We start from the raw sequence: 17,486 nt of genomic DNA, 5'->3' as shown, positions 1-17,486 counted from the left end.
CCTACCACCGATATGGCCGAAAACGTGCCAGCCGCTGACGCATCCGCAGCATCCCAAGGCCAGGCGCCCGAAGGCGTGGCCTATCCCAAGACCATCAAAAGCTATGTACGCCGCGCCGGCCGCACCACCACGGGCCAGGCCAAGGCTTTTGAAGAACTCGGTCCGCGCTTCCTGCTGCAATACCAGAAGGCTCCTCTGGACGCCGCTGCCGCCTATGGCCGCGACGGCAAGCTGATTCTGGAGATCGGCTTCGGCATGGGTGAAGCCACCGCCCATATCGCCCGCGTGCGCCCCGACGATAATTTCCTGTGCTGCGAAGTGCACGAGCCCGGCGTGGGCGCGCTGCTCAAGCGAATTGGCGAGCAGGAGATCGAGAACATCCGCATCCTCCAGCACGATGCCGTGGAAGTCATCGACAACATGCTGCCCGAAGCCTCGATCGATGGCGTGCACATCTTCTTCCCCGACCCCTGGCACAAGAAAAAGCACAACAAGCGCCGCCTGATCCAGAGCCCGCTGATCGCCAAGCTGGCTGCTCGCATCAAGCCCGGCGGCTACATCCACTGCGCCACCGACTGGGAACCCTATGCGGTGCAGATCCTGGAAGTGCTGAACGCAGAACCCATGCTGCAGAACACGGCCGAGAACTACGCCGAAAAGCCCGACTACCGTCCGCTGACCAAATTCGAAAACCGCGGCATTCGCCTCGGTCATGGCGTCTGGGACCTGGTGTTCAGGAAGAAGTAACCCCCTGAGGCGCTCTGCGCCTTCCCCCTTTCTCTACGCGCTTCGCGCTATGGAAGGGGGACGATGCCTTCGCCGCGAGGCGGCTCTTGCTCGGCATCTCGGATCTTGGTCTGCGCCAGTCGCAAGGGTTTCGCTCCAAACCATAAAAAACGCTCCTCAATGAGGAGCGTTTTGTTTTGGGTCAAGGCAGCCTAGGCTGCCTTTTGACGCTCGCCTTACAGGCGCTCGGCTCAGAGGCGCTCGGCTCAGAGGCGCTCGGCCACCCAGGCTTGCACGCTGGCCAGCGCTGCGGGCACGGCTGCGGCATCGGTGCCGCCGGCCATGGCCATATCGGGCTTGCCACCGCCCTTGCCGCCCACTTGCTGGGCCACAAAGTTCACCAGCTCGCCGGCCTTGACCTTGGCAGTTTCAGCCTTGGTCACGCCTGCAGCCAGCTGCACCTTGTCGCCGTCCACGGCAGCCAGCACGATCACGGCCGCGCCCAGCTTGTCCTTGAGCTTGTCCATGGTGTCGCGCAAGGTCTTGGCATCGGCGCCTTCGAGCTTGGCTGCCAGCACCTTGACGCCATTGACGTCGGCTGCCTGCGTGGCCAGCTCGTCGCCCTGGCTGGAAGCCAGCTTGCCCTTGAGCGCAGCGATTTCCTTTTCCAGTGCCTTGATCTGATCCAGCGCACCGCCGATGCGGTTGGTCAGCTCGGCCGCAGGTGCCTTGAAAGCGGCTGCGGCCTGGTCCACGGTGGACTCCAGCGACTGCAGATAAGCCAGCGCGTTCTCGCCGGTAATGCCTTCGATACGGCGCACGCCAGCGGCCACGCCGGATTCGCCCACCACCTTGAACAGGCCGATGTCGCCGGTACGGCTGACGTGAGTGCCGCCGCAAAGCTCGCGGCTGGAGCCGATATCCAGCACGCGCACGGTTTCACCGTACTTCTCGCCGAACAGCATCATGGCGCCGGTCTTCTGGGCGCTTTCGATGTCCATCACGCGGGCGTCGGTGGCGGTGTTGGCCAGCACCTCGGCATTCACGCGGGCTTCGATCTCGCGGATCTGCTCGGCCGTCACCGGGGCGTTGTGCGCAAAGTCGAAGCGGGTGCGCTCGGCATTGACCAGCGAGCCCTTTTGCTGCACATGACCGCCCAGCACTTCGCGCAAGGCCTTGTGCATGATGTGTGTGACCGAGTGGTTGCGCATGGTCGCTGCGCGCACGGCGGTATCCACCTGTGCTTCAACGGCATCGCCCACCTTCAGGCTGCCGGCTTCCAGCACGCCGTGGTGGCCGAATACATCGGCCTTGATCTTGAGCGTGTCTTCCACGGCAAAGCGGTTGCCGCCTGCGGCAATCACGCCCTGGTCGCCTACCTGGCCGCCGGATTCGGCGTAGAAGGGGGTCGTGTCCAGCACCACGACACCGTTTTGGCCGGCCTGGAGCTCGTTCACGCTCACGCCATCGGCGTACAGCGCGACGATCCTGGCAGCCTCGGCCAGCTTGTCGTAGCCGGTGAACACATTGGCATCCCCCGTGTATTCCAGCGCGCGATCCATCTTGAACTTGCCGGCTGCGCGCGCCGTTTCCTTCTGGTGCTGCATGGCGGCATTGAAGCCGGCCTCGTCCACCGTCACGCCACGCTCGCGCGCCACGTCGTTGGACAGGTCCAGCGGGAAGCCGTAGGTGTCATGCAGCTTGAAGGCCACATCACCGGGCAGCACCTTGACGTCGCCGGCCAGAGCGCTGTCCAGGATTTCCATGCCGTTGGCCAGGGTCTCGAAGAAACGCTCTTCCTCGGCCTTGAGCACGCTGGTGATATGCGCTTCCTGCTCCTTGAGCTTGGGATAGGCATCGCCCATCTGCACCACCAGGTCGGCCACCAGCTTGTGGAAGAAGGGAGTCTTCTGGCCCAGCTTGTAGCCGTGACGGATGGCGCGGCGGATGATGCGGCGCTGCACATAACCACGACCTTCGTTGGAAGGAATCACGCCGTCGGACACCAGGAAGGAAGTGGCGCGGATATGGTCGGCAATCACCTTCAGCGAGGGAGTGCTCAGATCTTCGGTGCGGGTTTCGCGGCCGGCAGCCTTGATCAATGCCTGGAACAGGTCGATCTCGTAGTTGCTGTGCACATGCTGCAGGATGGCAGCCAGGCGCTCCAGGCCCATGCCGGTGTCCACGCAAGGCGCGGGCAGCTTCACCACGGAGCCGTCTTCCTTCATGTCGAACTGCATGAACACGTGGTTCCAGATCTCGATGAAGCGGTCGCCATCTTCGTCAGGCGAGCCGGGAGGCCCGCCGGCAATGTGCTCGCCGTGGTCGTAGAAGATTTCCGAGCAGGGGCCGCAGGGGCCGGTGTCGGCCATCATCCAGAAATTGTCGCTCTTGTACTTGCCGCCCTTGTTGTCGCCGATGCGGATGATGCGCTCGGCAGGCAGGCCGATGACGTTCTTCCAGATGTCATAGGCCTCGTCGTCTTCGTGATAGACCGTGGCCAGCAGCTTCTCGGCGGGCAGGCCGAAGACCTTGGTCAGCAGCTCCCAGCCCCACTCGATGGACTCCTTCTTGAAGTAGTCGCCGAAGGACCAGTTGCCCAGCATTTCGAAGAACGTGTGGTGGCGCGCGGTGTAGCCCACGTTTTCCAGGTCGTTGTGCTTGCCGCCGGCGCGCAGGCAGGCCTGCACCGAAGTTGCGCGGTTGTAGGGGCGCTTGTCCGTGCCCAGGAACACGTCCTTGAACTGCACCATGCCGGAGTTGGTGAACATCAGCGTCGGATCGTTGCCGGGAACCAGCGAGCTGGACGCGACAACCGTGTGGCCCTTGGAAGCGTAGAAATCCAGGAACGTCTTGCGGATGTCCGCAACGGAAAAAGTGGGTGTACTCATGGTGTTTGGTATGAAGACGCCTGCATGACGCCTGCGATCAGTACGGCCCGGCGCTGCTTTTTCAGGAGCTGCGCAGACAGGCAAATCAGCCGAACATTATAGGTTTGCGGCTACATACCCGCGCGGCCTTGTGCCGATAACAGCGATCATGAATTTTCATGCGTTGCATTAATGTCTTCATCATCGGCTTGCGGATAATCGGCAACCACTATGAGCGATACACCCCAAACCGAGACCTCCAAGCCCGCTGCCCCCGCCAAAAACCGCCTGGTCGTCTGGCTCATCGCCCTGCCCGTGATCATCTTTGGCGCGCTCATGCTCATCGGCCAGTTCATGGACGATCCGCTCAGCAAGCAGCGCTGGACGGAGGCAGAAACCATCAAGATCTGCTGGAAACAGACGGCCAAGCCCGAGGCCGAGCGCAAGACCCAGGAGTTCAAAGCCCCTCAGGACTGCGAACGCCTGGAGTTCGATTTCAAGACCCGCTACGGCGAAAACCCTTGAGGCAGCCGCGACGCGGCAAGCCCGGGGCAGGCGTCTTGGGTGACTGGCGGGCTTACTCTTCGCCCCAGTCTTCGTCCGCGCCCTCTTCCTCTTCTGCTGCAGCCAGCGCGATCATGCGATCGAAGGTCTCGATGATCGCGATGCGACGGTCCTGCTTGTAGCCCTCTTCGGGCTCCAGCTCGTCGATGCTCTGGTCCCAGGCCTGCAGATAAGTGGCTTTCCATTGCTCCAGCGTCTGCAGATCCGGCCACAGCGGATGCATGCCGCCCTCGGCCATGGCGCACAGCAGCTCGATGCGGCAGGGAACCAGATCGGACTCAGACTCGCCCGCCTGCAAGGCCTCGGGCGAGTCCAGGGCCTCGGCAATTTCATCGATGAGCTGGCCCGTGATATCCGCCAGCCAGTCCAATGCGGTGTCGTTATCGAAATTGCCGTGCGACCAAGTGCCCATGACCAAACTCCTTGCTGCGATATGTCAGTAAAGCAAGGCCCAACATAGCGGGCCTTGATGTCAGAACTGTGTCAGTGCGGAAGATCGATTCAGGCGCCGCAGGTCAACGGTTGCGGTTTTTCATGGCGCGCTCCACCTCGCGCTTGCCTTCGCGGTCCTTGATCACGTCGCGCTTGTCATGCTCGGCCTTGCCCTTGGCCAGGGCGATCTCGCATTTCACGTAACCGTTCTTCCAGTGCAGATTGATGGGCACCAGGGTATAGCCCTTTTGCTCGACCTTGCCGACCAGGCGCTTGATCTCGTCCTTTTTCAAGAGCAGCTTCTTGATACGTGCCGAGTCGGGATTGACGTGGGTGGAAGCCGTCTTGAGCGGGTTGATCTGGCAGCCCAGCAGGAACAGCTCGCCGTCCTTGATCAGCACATAGCCATCGGTGAGCTGCACCTTGCCGCTGCGCAGGGCCTTGACCTCCCAGCCGTGCAGCACCATGCCGGCTTCGTGGCGCTCCTCGAAGAAATAGTTGAAAGCTGCTTTTTTATTGTCGGCAATGCGCGACGATGTTTCTGGTTTCTTGGCCATGGAATATTAGTTGCAGGCGGACCGGAGATGAAAGCTCTCCCTACAATACTGGATTGCCGTCTCGCCTCTGAGCGATGATTTTAGTTTCGCATCGCGCCTCTGGGTGCATTGGCCTAGGCCAATTCCCTGCTCTTGCGCCCTGCTGATTGCTCTTTGTTCATGAAAAACGTCAACAAGTCCGTCCTCATCTGGTACAGCCCCGAAGAAATGTTTGCCCTCGTGACGGACGTGGCCCACTATGCCGACTTTCTGCCCTGGTGCGATCATGCCAAGATTCTGGAGCAGGACGACACAGGCATGACAGCCGAGGTGGGTATTGCGTTCAGCGGACTGCGCAAGTCTTTCGTGACGCGCAACACGAACAGTAGCATGGATGACGGCGGCAAGCAGGTCAGCATGCGTCTGGTCAAGGGACCTTTCTCGCGCCTTGAAGGCCACTGGCGCTTTCATCCTGTAGGCGACGGCACGCAGCGCGCCTGCAAGGTCGAGCTGCAGCTGGACTACGGCTTCGAGAACGGTGCCGTTGCCGCCATCATCGGCCCGGTCTTCGACCGCATCGCAGGCTCCATGGTCGACGCCTTCATCAAGCGAGCCGAGCAAATCTATGGCTGATGCACTGCCGGAGGTGATCGACATCACGGTCTGCATATCGCCCTGCTCCGGTACGGTACAGGAAGCCTTGTTGCAGCTTCCCGCAGGCAGCACCGTCCAGCAGGCGCTGGACGCCGTGACCGCTTCAACAGCATTGCCGGACCTTCAAGTACCCGAACCCTTGGCCGGCATGGTCGGTATCTGGGGCAAGGTCGCGAATCCGGGCCAGGTTCTCAGACATGGCGATCGTCTGGAGGTCTATCGCCCGCTGACCGTAGACCCCAAGGTTGCCCGACGCGAACGCTTTGCCCGCCAGGGCGCGCGCAGCGCCGGACTTTTCAAGCGTCAGAGAGACGGAGCCAAGGCGGGTTACTAGCCAACAGGACTCAAAAAAAGCGCCTTCAGAAGGCGCTTTTTTATCGAGATCCCGGCGAAGACTCCGGCGACTACTGCGCCGGCTCGGCCATGGGCCCGCAATCGGAAGCGATCACGGCATCGGCGCGCTTGATCTCGGCATCGCGCGCGGCCTCATCCATGAAGCCACGCTCGCCCTTGGCATTCACATGGGAGAGCAAGCGGCCCGACGCCAGGGTTGTCTTGGCCTGCCTGGCACGATTGCAGTTGTCCTGGCGCTGCCTTTCCTTTTGCAGTCTGTCAGCCTGGGTCTTGGCTGCTTCCTGCTCCTGCATCTTGCGCTTTTGCTCTTCCAGCCCCTTGTCCACACCGGCGTCCGCCACGGGCTTGGTCGCGCCGGCCTCCGGCACAGCAGAAGGTGCTGCGGGCCTGGCTCCGCCGGGGCTGCGCAAAATATTCTTGGCAGGGATATCGGTCGGCGGAGCCCTGTCGCTGAACACCTTGCGCCCCTGACCATCAATCCATTGCCACTGGGCAATTGCGGGGACCGTGCAGCAGGCAATGGCTGCAAACAAAGCGAACTTGATGGCGTGCATGGAGTCAATAAGTCTTGGACTGGCGTTGGGGATTCTGGGTCACGAGCCCACATTGTGCGGCAAGTCACAGGTACAATCTTTCTTTTGGAGCCATCACATGCGCCTTCTCGGAAAAGCACTGACCTTTGACGACGTCCTGCTCGTTCCCGCCTACTCCGAAGTCCTGCCCAAGGACGTTTCCCTCGCCACCCAATTCACTCGCAATATCCGCCTGAACCTGCCCCTGGTGTCTGCCGCCATGGACACGGTGACAGAAGCGCGTCTGGCCATCGCCATTGCGCAAGAAGGCGGTATCGGCGTGATCCACAAGAACATGACAGCCGAGCAGCAAGCCGCTGAAGTGTCCAAGGTCAAACGCCACGAATCCGGTGTGGTGCACGACCCTGTGGTCATCACCCCCGAGCACACCGTGCTGCAAGTGCTGCAGCTGTCGGAAGAACGCGGCATTTCGGGCTTTCCCGTGTGCGACGGCGGCAAGGTGGTCGGCATCGTGACCAGCCGCGATCTGCGCTTCGAGACCCGCTACGACGTCAAGGTCAGCCAGATCATGACGCCCCGCGAAAAGCTGATCACCGTCAATGAAAAAGACGGCACCAGCCCCGCCGAAGCCAAGGCACTGCTGAACAAGCACAAGCTCGAACGAATCCTGGTGGTGAACGACGCCTTTGAACTCAAGGGCCTGATCACTGTCAAGGACATCAACAAGCAAACCACCTTCCCCAATGCCGCGCGTGACGCATCGGGCCGCCTTCGCGTGGCTGCCGCTGTCGGCGTGGGCGCTGGCACCGAAGAGCGCGTGGAACTGCTGGTCAAGGCCGGTGTGGACGCGATCGTGGTGGACACGGCTCACGGCCACTCCAAGGGCGTGATCGATCGCGTTCGCTGGGTCAAGCAGAACTACCCCCAGGTGGACGTCATCGGCGGCAATATTGCCACCGGCGCTGCCGCCCTGGCTCTGGTGGAAGCCGGTGCCGACGCGGTCAAGGTCGGTATCGGCCCTGGCTCCATCTGCACCACCCGTATCGTGGCCGGTGTGGGCGTGCCCCAGATCATGGCCATCTCCAATGTGGCCGACGCCCTGAAGGGCACCGGCGTGCCCCTGATCGGTGACGGCGGCATCCGCTTCTCCGGCGACATCTCCAAGGCCCTGGCCGCTGGCGCCTCCACCATCATGATGGGCGGCATGTTTGCCGGCACCGAGGAAGCTCCTGGCGAAGTGATTCTGTACCAGGGCCGCTCGTACAAGAGCTACCGCGGCATGGGCTCCATCGGTGCCATGCAGCAAGGCTCGGCCGACCGCTACTTCCAGGAATCCTCCACCGGCAACCCCAATGCCGACAAGCTGGTTCCCGAAGGCATCGAAGGCCGCGTCCCCTACAAGGGCTCCATGGTCTCCATCGTCTATCAGATGGCTGGCGGCGTGCGCGCCTCCATGGGCTACTGCGGTTGCGCCACGATCTCCGAGATGAACGAAAAGGCCGAGTTTGTGGAAATCACCGCAGCCGGCATCCGCGAATCTCACGTGCATGACGTGCAGATCACCAAGGAAGCGCCCAACTACCGCGCTGACTAAGCAAGTCCCTTGAAATCTGACCAGATTGAAAAATCTGGTCAGAATGCTAAAATCTGGCCTGAACTACTGGTTCTAGCCAGATTTTTTGTTTTCCACCATGCAATCTATCGGTATCTACGAAGCCAAAAGCCGCTTTTCCGCCCTGGTCGAAATGGTCGAGCAAGGCGAAGAAGTTCGCATCACGCGCCATGGCAAAGAAGTCGTGCGCATGCTGCCCATGCGCCGCAAGCCCGTGATCACCGATGAACAGATTGCCCGCGAGCTGGAGCAGATCTCGGCCCTGCAGCAGACCGTGAAAGCTCAAGCAGCCACAAACCCGGCGGCGAACAGCATCACCGGTTTGCGCCACACAGGACGGAGCCAGGCATGAGCGCCACCGCTTTTGTGCTCGATGCATCCGTCACCGCCGCCTGGTTGCTGCCTGACGACGCCAGCGAGCACACCAGACGCCTCTACACCCGTATCCGCCGCGATGAAGTGGACCCGCAAGCCCCCAACCTCTGGCAGTGGGAATGCGGCAACCTGATTGCATCGGGCGTCAATAATGGCCGTATCCCGCAGACTTCGGTCGAAGGCCTGTGGGGCGTGCTGGAAGCCATTCGCCACCGCGTGGAGCTGCACGACCTGGCTCCTGCACAGCACAAGGCCGTGCTGGATGTGGCACTGGACACCGGCCTGCCCACCTACGATGCCGCATACCTGTGGCTGGCGCAGTCGCTGCGCCTGCCACTGGCCACATTCGATGCAGCCCAGATCGCGGCCGCCCGCAAAAGCGGCGTCACCGTCTGGGCTCCCGAAGATTTCTAATCCCTTTTTGCCACCCTCTTGCCCTTGATCACCATGCAACACGACAAGATTCTTATTCTGGACTTCGGCTCCCAGGTCACGCAGCTGATTGCTCGCCGCGTGCGCGAAGCCAATGTCTACTGCGAAGTTCACCCCTGCGATGTGAGCAGCGACTGGGTGCGCGAGTTTGCCGCCGACGGCAAGCTCAAGGGCATCATCCTGTCCGGCAGCCATGCCTCCGTCTACGAAGTGGATGACCGCGCTCCCGACGCCGTGTTCGAGCTGAACCTGCCCGTGCTGGGCATTTGCTACGGCATGCAGACCATGGCCACCCAGCTGGGCGGCAAGGTCGAAGGCTCCAACACCCGTGAATTCGGTTACGCTGAAGTGCGCGCCCATGGCCACACCAAGCTGCTGGAAGGCATCGAAGACTTCGCCACGGCCGAAGGCCACGGCATGCTCAAGGTCTGGATGAGCCACGGCGACAAGGTCACCGAACTGCCTCCAGGCTTCAAGGTCATGGCCTCCACGCCGTCCTGCCCCATCGCCGGCATGGCCGACGAAGCACGTCGCTACTACGCCGTGCAGTTCCACCCCGAAGTCACGCATACCGTGCAGGGCCAGGCACTGCTCAACCGCTTTGTGCTCGACATCTGCGGCACGCAAGCTGACTGGATCATGGGCGACTACATCGAAGAAGCCGTGGCCAAGATCCGCGAGCAGGTGGGCGACGAAGAAGTGATCCTGGGCCTGTCCGGCGGCGTGGATTCGTCCGTGGCTGCAGCCCTGATCCACCGCGCCATCGGCGACCAGCTGACCTGCGTGTTCGTCGATCACGGCCTGCTGCGCCTGAACGAAGGCGATATGGTCATGGACATGTTCGAAGGCAAGCTGCACGCCAAGGTCGTGCGCGTCGACGCCTCCGCCCTGTTCCTGGGCGAGCTGGCCGGCGTGTCCGAGCCCGAGCAAAAGCGCAAGATCATCGGCCGCCTGTTCGTGGACGTATTCAAGGCCGAAGCCGAAAAGCTCAAGGCTGCCAACGCCGGCTCCAAGGGTGCCACCTTCCTGGCCCAGGGCACCATCTACCCCGACGTGATCGAGTCCGGCGGCGCCAAGAGCAAGAAGGCCGTCACCATCAAGAGCCACCACAACGTCGGCGGCCTGCCCGAGCAACTGGGCCTGAAGCTGCTGGAGCCCCTGCGCGACCTGTTCAAGGACGAAGTGCGCGAACTGGGCGTGGCCCTGGGCCTGCCCCGCGGCATGGTCTACCGCCACCCCTTCCCCGGCCCCGGCCTGGGCGTGCGCATCCTGGGCGAAGTGAAGAAGGAATATGCCGACCTGCTGCGTCGCGCAGATGCCATCTTCATCGAAGAGCTGAACAACTGGATCGACGAAAAGACCGGCAAGAGCTGGTACGACCTGACCAGCCAGGCCTTCACCGTGTTCCTGCCCGTCAAGAGCGTGGGCGTGATGGGCGACGGCCGCACCTACGACTACGTCGTGGCCCTGCGCGCCGTGGTCACCAGCGACTTCATGACTGCCGACTGGGCCGAGCTGCCCTACGGCCTGCTCAAGAAGGTCTCCGGCCGCATCATCAACGAAGTGCGCGGCATCAACCGCGTCACCTATGACGTGAGCACCAAGCCACCAGCAACCATCGAGTGGGAATAAAGAGGTGTCGTGAACTGACACGCAATCTTTAGACTTTTTTCGCATGTAAGCCCTTGTTTTCACGGGCTTTTTTCATTTCCATCTAGTCCTATCTGGAACTAGCCGGTCTTGCGAAGTCGGCGGGTTTCGATGGCACTTTGCATGGCACCGAGCGTCGCCCATACCATCCGCCTCGTCGATACCATCAACCCTGCTTTCTGCAGCTGATGGTATCAAAATCACCTAAGTCTTTGATTTAAAATACGGTACCATGCACAAAAACGCGCTTGCTTGCTGCTGGTATCGCGCAACAGTCACCGCAGGAGCGCGGGCAACACGAGTTTGCAGGGCAAGAGGCCAAGGCTCGAAAAGTTGGACTTTGACGAGAGGCCGAGCCAATCGCGCCATGGGATTGGCGCAAAGCCTTATGCGAGCCTCGGCACAACCCAAGTCCGTAAACGACCCTATGCTGACCGTCGCCCTAGCGAATTGACCGCCGAAGAGCAGCCAGCCAACCGCCGCCCGCTCCGAGCTACGTAACATTACGGCCATAGGCGCTCGGTTGTCCAGACAGCGCCGTCGCGTCTGTAGCGCAGACGTATGTGGCGTCGCTGTTCATGACCTTGCCAGAACTCAATGGTGTCAGGCCGCACAGCATAGACAACCCATTCGGGCGAGATGAGTTGCGGGTTCTCTTCAAGCCGCTCCAGTTGTTTGGCCAACCCATCTTCAAACTCACTATCAGAGTCCAGAACATCACTTTGCCGACCGAGTAGAGCTCCGGCGCGAGAGCCATGTGGTCGCGCCAAGAAATCGGCTGCTTGAGCTTGAGGACCCATGTCGTGCGCAACACCACGAATGCGGATTTGACGTCCAAGTGCAGGCCAATAAAAGGTCAGTGCCACATTGGACTTGTAGGAAATTTGGTGGCCCTTGGGGCTGCTGCGTGTGATGGCGAAGTGCCAACCGTGGTCATCTACATTTTTGAGGATTAAGACACGCGCATCGGGATGTCCGTCAGCATCCACGGTGGACAAGGTCATCGAGTGCGGCTCTCGGATTCCAGCGTCGATGGCCATCTGCAGCCATTCGACGAAAAGGACTTCGGGGTTGGCGGGCGCAAGCGTGATGTCGAAAGGCTTATATGGGCCGGGCAAGGATTTTAGGTTCCGCAGCAGCTCTCGTATGTTGGACACGGTGTTGTCTCTTTCACTAAGTAAACGATTCATGTTCGCAATGCGCAGATTCTCCGTCACCTCATGGCCGTCGTTAGTCGGAGTCCGCTTCTGGCCGTCTTCAGTTGTCGCGCCGAGTCTTCGCTTGCTTCTGAATCGAGAACGTCACCGTGAAGTCCGGGTTCACCACTAAGTGGTCCGAAGCCGGTACTCGCCGGGCTCAGCCTTTCGAAACGAATGCGTATCGGGAGGTAGGTGGAACTGCTCGCCGCCTCGCTGGCCTTCCAGTGATAAAAGAATTCCCTTGCGCTCATCGGCATGGACGACGCGACCGAACAGTTGTTGCTGCTCGAAAGGCTCCTCGGCACCCACGTCAAAGTAGGCAAGTCCAACGAGAACCAATTGCCCAGGGAGCGTGTTCGCAAGGGTCGCGTCCCATGGCAGCTCTTCATTAAAGTCGTTGCTCATGGCCGAAATTCTGCCCTTAAGTTAGAGGTCTGCTCCTGGCCGAGAGCACCACTTCGTACTGGCCGCCGATAGTGGCCTGTCGAACGACTTCCTGATCACAAGTCGAATGACTGCTGTCAGGGCGCACACCAAGCTCACGTTGTCGCCCACGGGCCGTCTTTCAATGACGCTGCAGATTGCCAACGTCGAAGTGCTCATTCGCCTCCGAGGTTGAATAACCCAATAACCTCGCAATTGGCACGTCATCGAGTTTGACCTGATCCGCCACGCTGCGCAGAATTATTGTTCATCTTGCCGCCGCGAGCCAAGACGACAAGTGCGTGTTCCTGTGGCTCCCATGGAGGTTCGTATGAGCTATCACTTGGAAGGTCGCCTGCTCGAGGTTTGTAACTGTAAGGTTCTGTGCCCCTGCTGGATTGGCGAGGACCCGGACTACGGCACTTGCGACACCATCGTCGCTTGGCGCATAGACAAGGGAAACGTGGATGGTGTTGACGTGGGCGGCAATACCATCGCTGCCGTAGCCCATGTTCCCGGCAATATTCTGGAAGGCAACTGGAGGGCCGCGATTTTTGTCGACGACCAGGCCTCCAAGGCACAAGAGGAAGCGCTGCTCAAGGTCTACACCGGCCAGGCCGGGGGGCCGGTCGCCGATCTCGCCAAGCTGATCGGCGAGGTGGTATCCGTGGAGCGAGCACCCATCCGCTTCACGGTCAAGGAGGGTAAGGGCCAGTTGGAGATCGGCAAGGACTACTTCGCTGAACTCGAGCCGTATCGTGGGGCCATGGATAGGCAGACCACGCTTTCCGACACCGTGTTCTCGACGGTACCCGGGGCACCGGTTTTTGTGGGCAAGGCTCCGACCTACCGATCAAAAAACGCCGCCCTCGCCATCGACCTCGATATCAAGAACCACAACGCCCTGCAGAGCACCTTTGTCTTCGACGCCTGAGCCGCCGGGTCAATCCAAGGCGAGTAGCGATCGGAGCACAAGCGCGGAGATTTCCCAATGACGCCGCAGGCAAGCCCTACGCTGACCAGGGCCACCCGTCACCGTCGCGTGTTCTTGCCGGTCTTGGCAGCACTGGTGGTGCTTGCCTGGGTGACGTTGTGGGCTTGGGCGCGCAGCCCTTACGGTCGCTATCTCGAACACGGTGACTGGACGGCGGAAGGGCCGGCAGCGTTTCTGTGCCGTGTCGTTCCCGCCGGCGATGTGGTCGTACCCATGGCGCTTTACGCCGTTGCCTGGATCCTGATGACGGCGGCCATGATGCTACCCACCACCTTGCCGCTGTTCAACGCCTTTGATCGGTTGACGACCGGGCGCACGGACCATGGGCGCCTCTGCATGCTGCTCGGCCTGGGCTATATGGCGGTATGGGGGGGCTTCGGGCTGCTGGCACACGCACTTCACTCTGCGGTGCTGTCTTTGCTCTCCAGCGTACCCACACTGGCTTGGCATGGCTGGCTGCTGGGTGCGGCGACCATTGCCTTGGCCGGTGTTTTTCAATTTAGCAAGCTCAAGTACCAATGCCTGGAAAAGTGTCGCACACCCTTGAGCTTCGTGATCGAGCACTGGCATGGGGGTGAGCACCCAGCGCGGCAGGCGTTCGCGCTTGGCGCTCACCACGGCCTGTTTTGCGTCGGCTGCTGCTGGGCGCTGATGCTGTTGATGTTTGCGCTCGGTACCGGCAGCCTCGGCTGGATGCTCCTGCTCGCGGCCATGATGGCGATCGAAAAGAACATCCCCTGGGGCCGGCGTCTCAGCAAGCCGCTAGGTATCGCGCTGCTGTCTTGGTCTGCCATCATCGTAATGAGCCATGGTTGACACGCGTGCTGGCCGCACCTCCTTGCAAACGCTCTCGCCGCGGTGGCGATGCTCGCCTTCGCGGCCAATTCATTGTTGTGCCGACTTGCACTGCAGAAAACAGGCATCGATCCGGCCAGCATCGACAGCATCCCCTGCGGGTCAGTTCTGCGTGGAAATTAACAAACAGTGAAATGTCCGCGTTGATATGTTCCGTCGCAGACCGAGCAGAGCCCTAACGACTGCAAAAGCTACTTCACACATCTACTTTCGCTATGCAGCGATTGCCGTCATTGATACAGCCAAGTCCGCCGGGCCACCTCATGACACTACTCGGCCGCTCGAGCCTGCGAGCAGGATCTCTGCGGAGGGCACGCGCTCATACCTTGGCTAGGAAAGCCGCCGCATCACCCGCTTCACACTTCCAGTCTGCGAAGACCCCAACCAAATTGCATTCCACGCAGTGGCAAGCGATGTAGTACCAGCGCACGTCATGTGTGCCCTCGTACACGGAGACGCCGGACATCAGCTCGAACACCTCGTTCTCGCACACGCACTCGTGCGCCTCGGGGGCGGCCTCTTCAACGTAGTCCGCGCTGTCGCCCATCAGGTGTCTCTGCCCGCAGTCGGTGCAGGTGCGGATTGCCACGCCTGCTTCTTCATCAGTCTGCAGCGCAAAAGTCCGGCACCCGCAATTGCATTTGGACGAGGCAAACCGGACGGCCTCATGGCGATTCGCAACGCTGTAGCTGCGCAGCTCGGCTTGGGTGTCGCCGGACGTCGTCCCGTACATGAACTCGCCCTTCTTCGTCAGTGCCATTGATGCTGTTCCATTCTTCAAGGTGGGCTTCCCGGCAGACCTGACGCCAGGCTTGCCCCGATCGTCTGGATTTTGCCTGAAGGCACGGTGATTCGTCGTCAAGAGGCCGGATCGGGGTGGTCGCCGACAAGGGCTGCGGAAATCCTTGAATGCCGATTCTTGGAGATTGCAGCCAGAGACCATCAAGTTCAGCTGTTGATCGCCGCCGACCTTCGATGTTGAAGCCCCTACGTCAGCTCTCAGCTTGAAGCAGTTGGCCAAGCAGCCTTCGCGAACGGCTGCTCCTGGCCGACTGGCGACGGCCCTGCACCCGTTGACTGCCTGTCCTGAGCCGGACGCTCAAGGCGCAACCCCGAAGGTCAGCTTTGCGGTGCTGTACTCACCAGTAGCCAGGCCCGGCTTCGGCCAGAAGCGGAATTCCAGCCAACGATTGCTAGTGTCGGCTTCAAACTACTTGCAGCTGCTGAGATCTGGCAAGCCTATGATCGCTGCCTCCGATTTCTGTTGGATCGGTTGGATGACGCATGCAGCAAAAAACAAAGACATTCCACTGATCATTTTTTTCCGATCAATGAGTTTCTTACACAAGAAATCTGAATTTTTGATCATGGAATTATGGAAAAAGCCATTACAAAATTCTTGTTCTAAAGGCGAGCGGGAAGATTTTTGAGTTTAAATGCTGGGAGCAACAACCATTAAAGCGCCCACTATGTGTGCATGTTAATAGTCATGCGCAGAGCATCAATGGGTTAATTTGGAACCCTCTGTATAGCTAGATCGCATGAGAAGATGGATAGTTATTAGTGCTGCCACCTTGTTTGCAATTCTCGCCAGCACCCTGCCGTTAGTCGCCATGTTCGCGATTGACCAAGACAACGCTAACGAGACGCTCCAACTCTACGTCAATGACCGCGCATCCTATACAGCACTCCGGGGTGAACGAACATTGGAGAATGCAAAGCAGGCACTCGTCCGCGCTCAAGCGATAGACGGGGCGGACTGCTCACCAGAGCACATGGGTCAAATGGGCCAGGTTGCCGTAGATGCACATAGCATTGAGGACGTTGGCTATTTCAGAAGCGGACAATTGGTCTGCACACGATTAGGCGTGATCTCCCCGCCCGCTAGGGCACACGCTGGAGATTTGGATCTCGGCGACGAATATTCACTTCACTTTGCCGAGCAGCCCATACTGTTTAAAGGCAAACCACGAATTGAACTGCGTCGCGGCGACTACGGGGTTCTCATCATGCCTGGGCGGTTTACCGACTTGGTTGGGCATCCCGACACGACGCTAGGTCTGGCGACCAACCAGGGGCATGTACTGGAAGTTTCTGGATCTGCTGATTCGCAAATCATCAAGGCACTGATCTCTGGCGAACCTTTCGTAACGAGCTCCCGATATGTGTATGCGACACATGCAGTCAATGATGATCTGGTTGCCTTTGCACTCATAGACCGTGAACATGCCCGATACAAAACCTCTGTGGACTGGCGTTACATCCTGCTAGTCGGCGGTGGAATTTCGTTCACTCTTATTGGATTTATCGTCTGGGTCTCAAGATTACAGCTTTCCCCTGCAAAGACACTGGAGCAGGCAATACGGAACCGCGAATTCGTTGTTCATTATCAGCCGATCATTGAACTCTCGACTCGGCGGTGCATCGCAGCTGAGGCGCTAGTGCGCTGGCAGCAGCAAGGTGGTCGGCTGGTGCCGCCCGATCAATTCATCCCTCTGGCAGAGGCGAGTGGCCTGATCTCTTCGTTGACTAATTTGGTGGTCGAGACCGTTACGAGCGAAATGGGGACATTGCTCCGCAGTAAGTCGGATCTACATGTCTCCATCAACATCTCGGTTCACGATATAGAGAGTGCGCAATTTCTGCTTGGACTTACCACGGCCACCGCAAAGGCTGGAATTGATCCATCGCAGATCTGGCTTGAAGTGACGGAGCGTAGCTTTATGAATGTTCCAGCTGCAAGGAGGACAATCGCGGCCGCTAGAGACGCAGGGTTCAGGATTGCGGTCGACGATTTCGGAACAGGCTATTCAAGCCTTGCACTCCTTGACGGACTACCGTTAGATGCATTGAAAATCGACAAATCTTTCGTCGATGCAATTGGTCACGACGCTGCACAAAACATTGTCACGCGCCACATTATTGGCATGGCGCATGAATTGAAGTTGGCCATGATTGCAGAGGGCGTCGAGACACGTGAGCAGGAGACTTATCTCAAAAATGCAGGTGTCCAGTTTGGTCAAGGGTGGCTCTATGCGAAAGCGCTGCCTGCCAAGCAATTCATAGCTTTGTTGACTTGCTCTCCAAGCGATGAAGGTTTGGACAACCACAGAAATTTGAGGGTGCTCGAGCATGAAGCTTAGAGTTGCATATTGCACTGGAGCAGTCCAAAGGTAGACCAAGGTTGTCTGCCTGTCCATTAACGAAATGAATGCATGACGGGCGTTAGCGGCAGCAGTCGCTGCATTGCTGACGTTCGGGCTCATGAAACGGATGT

General features: G+C 59.8%; 19 protein-coding genes. 12 read left to right on the top strand and 7 right to left on the bottom strand.

The features are described 5' to 3' along the window. Positions 1–12 precede the first annotated feature (12 nt). A complete protein-coding gene (trmB, locus tag AAIL66_RS19825) occupies positions 13–747 on the top strand; it encodes a tRNA (guanosine(46)-N7)-methyltransferase TrmB (RefSeq protein ID WP_003074922.1) in 735 nt (244 codons plus the stop codon). A gap of 245 nt (positions 748–992) precedes the next feature. Here trmB and alaS read toward each other — a convergent pair whose 3' ends face one another. Then, positions 993–3,617, bottom strand: coding sequence for an alanine--tRNA ligase (gene alaS, locus AAIL66_RS19820; protein WP_343497550.1), 2,625 nt, complete (start codon positions 3,615–3,617; stop codon positions 993–995). A gap of 210 nt (positions 3,618–3,827) precedes the next feature. Between alaS and AAIL66_RS19815 the strand changes: the two genes are divergently transcribed. Continuing rightward, entirely contained in the window at positions 3,828–4,121 is a 294-nt protein-coding gene (locus AAIL66_RS19815) for a hypothetical protein (RefSeq protein ID WP_034355560.1), read from the top strand. Between the two features lie 52 nt (positions 4,122–4,173). Here AAIL66_RS19815 and AAIL66_RS19810 read toward each other — a convergent pair whose 3' ends face one another. Together AAIL66_RS19810 and smpB are read right to left on the bottom strand one after the other, a co-directional pair. Continuing rightward, positions 4,174–4,572, bottom strand: a complete 399-nt coding sequence (locus AAIL66_RS19810) for a DUF4259 domain-containing protein (RefSeq protein WP_003064869.1) — start codon at positions 4,570–4,572, stop codon at positions 4,174–4,176. A 103-nt stretch (positions 4,573–4,675) separates the two neighbouring features. Then, positions 4,676–5,149, bottom strand: coding sequence for an SsrA-binding protein SmpB (gene smpB, locus AAIL66_RS19805; protein WP_003054725.1), 474 nt, complete (start codon positions 5,147–5,149; stop codon positions 4,676–4,678). 159 nt (positions 5,150–5,308) lie between these two features. Here smpB and AAIL66_RS19800 point away from each other — a divergent pair, with 159 nt between their 5' ends. Both AAIL66_RS19800 and AAIL66_RS19795 read left to right on the top strand, forming a co-directional pair. Continuing rightward, a complete protein-coding gene (locus AAIL66_RS19800; RefSeq protein WP_003064868.1) occupies positions 5,309–5,761 on the top strand; it encodes a type II toxin-antitoxin system RatA family toxin in 453 nt (150 codons plus the stop codon). Then, on the top strand, positions 5,754–6,116 hold the full coding sequence (locus tag AAIL66_RS19795; protein ID WP_343497549.1) for an RnfH family protein: 363 nt from the start codon (positions 5,754–5,756) through the stop codon (positions 6,114–6,116). The genes AAIL66_RS19800 and AAIL66_RS19795 overlap by 8 nt, the downstream gene beginning before the upstream one ends. A gap of 70 nt (positions 6,117–6,186) precedes the next feature. Here AAIL66_RS19795 and AAIL66_RS19790 read toward each other — a convergent pair whose 3' ends face one another. After that, positions 6,187–6,690 carry a DUF4124 domain-containing protein gene (locus AAIL66_RS19790; RefSeq protein WP_343497548.1) on the bottom strand — a complete coding sequence of 168 codons (504 nt, stop codon included), beginning with the start codon at positions 6,688–6,690 and terminating at the stop codon, positions 6,187–6,189. A 97-nt stretch (positions 6,691–6,787) separates the two neighbouring features. Between AAIL66_RS19790 and guaB the strand changes: the two genes are divergently transcribed. The 4 genes from guaB to guaA all read left to right on the top strand — a co-directional run bounded on the left by guaB (position 6,788) and on the right by guaA (position 10,720). Further along, positions 6,788–8,263 carry an IMP dehydrogenase gene (guaB, locus tag AAIL66_RS19785; RefSeq protein WP_003064862.1) on the top strand — a complete coding sequence of 492 codons (1,476 nt, stop codon included), beginning with the start codon at positions 6,788–6,790 and terminating at the stop codon, positions 8,261–8,263. A 97-nt stretch (positions 8,264–8,360) separates the two neighbouring features. Further along, entirely contained in the window at positions 8,361–8,633 is a 273-nt protein-coding gene (locus AAIL66_RS19780) for a type II toxin-antitoxin system prevent-host-death family antitoxin (protein WP_034355606.1), read from the top strand. Beyond that, positions 8,630–9,070, top strand: a complete 441-nt coding sequence (locus AAIL66_RS19775) for a type II toxin-antitoxin system VapC family toxin (protein ID WP_003064858.1) — start codon at positions 8,630–8,632, stop codon at positions 9,068–9,070. Before AAIL66_RS19780 ends, AAIL66_RS19775 begins: the two co-directional genes overlap by 4 nt. Positions 9,071–9,103: 33 nt before the next feature. Beyond that, the gene (gene guaA, locus AAIL66_RS19770) at positions 9,104–10,720 is read left to right on the top strand and encodes a glutamine-hydrolyzing GMP synthase (protein ID WP_003064855.1); all 1,617 of its coding nucleotides are present in this window, start codon (positions 9,104–9,106) and stop codon (positions 10,718–10,720) included. A gap of 521 nt (positions 10,721–11,241) precedes the next feature. On the opposite strand, the gene AAIL66_RS19765 is transcribed toward guaA, so the two are convergent. Together AAIL66_RS19765 and AAIL66_RS19760 are read right to left on the bottom strand one after the other, a co-directional pair. Beyond that, on the bottom strand, positions 11,242–11,928 hold the full coding sequence (locus AAIL66_RS19765) for a pyridoxal 5'-phosphate synthase (RefSeq protein WP_343497547.1): 687 nt from the start codon (positions 11,926–11,928) through the stop codon (positions 11,242–11,244). A gap of 135 nt (positions 11,929–12,063) precedes the next feature. Further along, on the bottom strand, positions 12,064–12,342 hold the full coding sequence (locus tag AAIL66_RS19760) for a hypothetical protein (protein WP_343497546.1): 279 nt from the start codon (positions 12,340–12,342) through the stop codon (positions 12,064–12,066). Positions 12,343–12,691: 349 nt separating this feature from the next. Here AAIL66_RS19760 and AAIL66_RS19755 point away from each other — a divergent pair, with 349 nt between their 5' ends. Both AAIL66_RS19755 and AAIL66_RS19750 read left to right on the top strand, forming a co-directional pair. Beyond that, positions 12,692–13,294, top strand: coding sequence for a DUF1326 domain-containing protein (locus tag AAIL66_RS19755; protein WP_034355609.1), 603 nt, complete (start codon positions 12,692–12,694; stop codon positions 13,292–13,294). Positions 13,295–13,351: 57 nt separating this feature from the next. Next, complete coding sequence (locus AAIL66_RS19750) at positions 13,352–14,170, top strand: DUF2182 domain-containing protein (RefSeq protein WP_034355575.1); 819 nt, start codon at positions 13,352–13,354, stop codon at positions 14,168–14,170. A gap of 358 nt (positions 14,171–14,528) precedes the next feature. On the opposite strand, the gene AAIL66_RS19745 is transcribed toward AAIL66_RS19750, so the two are convergent. Next, positions 14,529–14,969, bottom strand: a complete 441-nt coding sequence (locus tag AAIL66_RS19745) for a hypothetical protein (protein ID WP_034355577.1) — start codon at positions 14,967–14,969, stop codon at positions 14,529–14,531. Positions 14,970–15,213: 244 nt separating this feature from the next. On the opposite strand from AAIL66_RS19745, the gene AAIL66_RS19740 reads away from it, so the two are divergent. Then, positions 15,214–15,639, top strand: a complete 426-nt coding sequence (locus AAIL66_RS19740; protein WP_343497545.1) for a hypothetical protein — start codon at positions 15,214–15,216, stop codon at positions 15,637–15,639. 111 nt (positions 15,640–15,750) lie between these two features. After that, positions 15,751–17,352, top strand: coding sequence for an EAL domain-containing protein (locus AAIL66_RS19735; RefSeq protein ID WP_343497544.1), 1,602 nt, complete (start codon positions 15,751–15,753; stop codon positions 17,350–17,352). Positions 17,353–17,486: the final 134 nt, after the last annotated feature.

It is taken from the genome of Comamonas sp. F1-6, from assembly GCF_039581415.1.
In the GTDB taxonomy this organism is placed as follows: domain Bacteria; phylum Pseudomonadota; class Gammaproteobacteria; order Burkholderiales; family Burkholderiaceae_C; genus Comamonas; species Comamonas thiooxydans.
The sequence above is the reverse complement of the archived record's forward strand: the minus strand, read 5'-3'. Positions and strand labels throughout refer to the sequence as shown.

What these genes read in the sequence shown, in the direction of transcription:
- trmB (WP_003074922.1), top strand. Translation starts at nt 13, where the DNA reads ATGGCCGAAAACGTGCCAGCCGCTGACGCATCCGCAGCATCCCAAGGC.
- alaS (WP_343497550.1), bottom strand. Translation starts at nt 3,617, where the DNA reads ATGAGTACACCCACTTTTTCCGTTGCGGACATCCGCAAGACGTTCCTG.
- AAIL66_RS19815 (WP_034355560.1), top strand. Translation starts at nt 3,828, where the DNA reads ATGAGCGATACACCCCAAACCGAGACCTCCAAGCCCGCTGCCCCCGCC.
- AAIL66_RS19810 (WP_003064869.1), bottom strand. Translation starts at nt 4,572, where the DNA reads ATGGGCACTTGGTCGCACGGCAATTTCGATAACGACACCGCATTGGAC.
- smpB (WP_003054725.1), bottom strand. Translation starts at nt 5,149, where the DNA reads ATGGCCAAGAAACCAGAAACATCGTCGCGCATTGCCGACAATAAAAAA.
- AAIL66_RS19800 (WP_003064868.1), top strand. Translation starts at nt 5,309, where the DNA reads ATGAAAAACGTCAACAAGTCCGTCCTCATCTGGTACAGCCCCGAAGAA.
- AAIL66_RS19795 (WP_343497549.1), top strand. Translation starts at nt 5,754, where the DNA reads ATGGCTGATGCACTGCCGGAGGTGATCGACATCACGGTCTGCATATCG.
- AAIL66_RS19790 (WP_343497548.1), bottom strand. Translation starts at nt 6,690, where the DNA reads ATGCACGCCATCAAGTTCGCTTTGTTTGCAGCCATTGCCTGCTGCACG.
- guaB (WP_003064862.1), top strand. Translation starts at nt 6,788, where the DNA reads ATGCGCCTTCTCGGAAAAGCACTGACCTTTGACGACGTCCTGCTCGTT.
- AAIL66_RS19780 (WP_034355606.1), top strand. Translation starts at nt 8,361, where the DNA reads ATGCAATCTATCGGTATCTACGAAGCCAAAAGCCGCTTTTCCGCCCTG.
- AAIL66_RS19775 (WP_003064858.1), top strand. Translation starts at nt 8,630, where the DNA reads ATGAGCGCCACCGCTTTTGTGCTCGATGCATCCGTCACCGCCGCCTGG.
- guaA (WP_003064855.1), top strand. Translation starts at nt 9,104, where the DNA reads ATGCAACACGACAAGATTCTTATTCTGGACTTCGGCTCCCAGGTCACG.
- AAIL66_RS19765 (WP_343497547.1), bottom strand. Translation starts at nt 11,928, where the DNA reads ATGAATCGTTTACTTAGTGAAAGAGACAACACCGTGTCCAACATACGA.
- AAIL66_RS19760 (WP_343497546.1), bottom strand. Translation starts at nt 12,342, where the DNA reads ATGAGCAACGACTTTAATGAAGAGCTGCCATGGGACGCGACCCTTGCG.
- AAIL66_RS19755 (WP_034355609.1), top strand. Translation starts at nt 12,692, where the DNA reads ATGAGCTATCACTTGGAAGGTCGCCTGCTCGAGGTTTGTAACTGTAAG.
- AAIL66_RS19750 (WP_034355575.1), top strand. Translation starts at nt 13,352, where the DNA reads ATGACGCCGCAGGCAAGCCCTACGCTGACCAGGGCCACCCGTCACCGT.
- AAIL66_RS19745 (WP_034355577.1), bottom strand. Translation starts at nt 14,969, where the DNA reads ATGGCACTGACGAAGAAGGGCGAGTTCATGTACGGGACGACGTCCGGC.
- AAIL66_RS19735 (WP_343497544.1), top strand. Translation starts at nt 15,751, where the DNA reads ATGAGAAGATGGATAGTTATTAGTGCTGCCACCTTGTTTGCAATTCTC.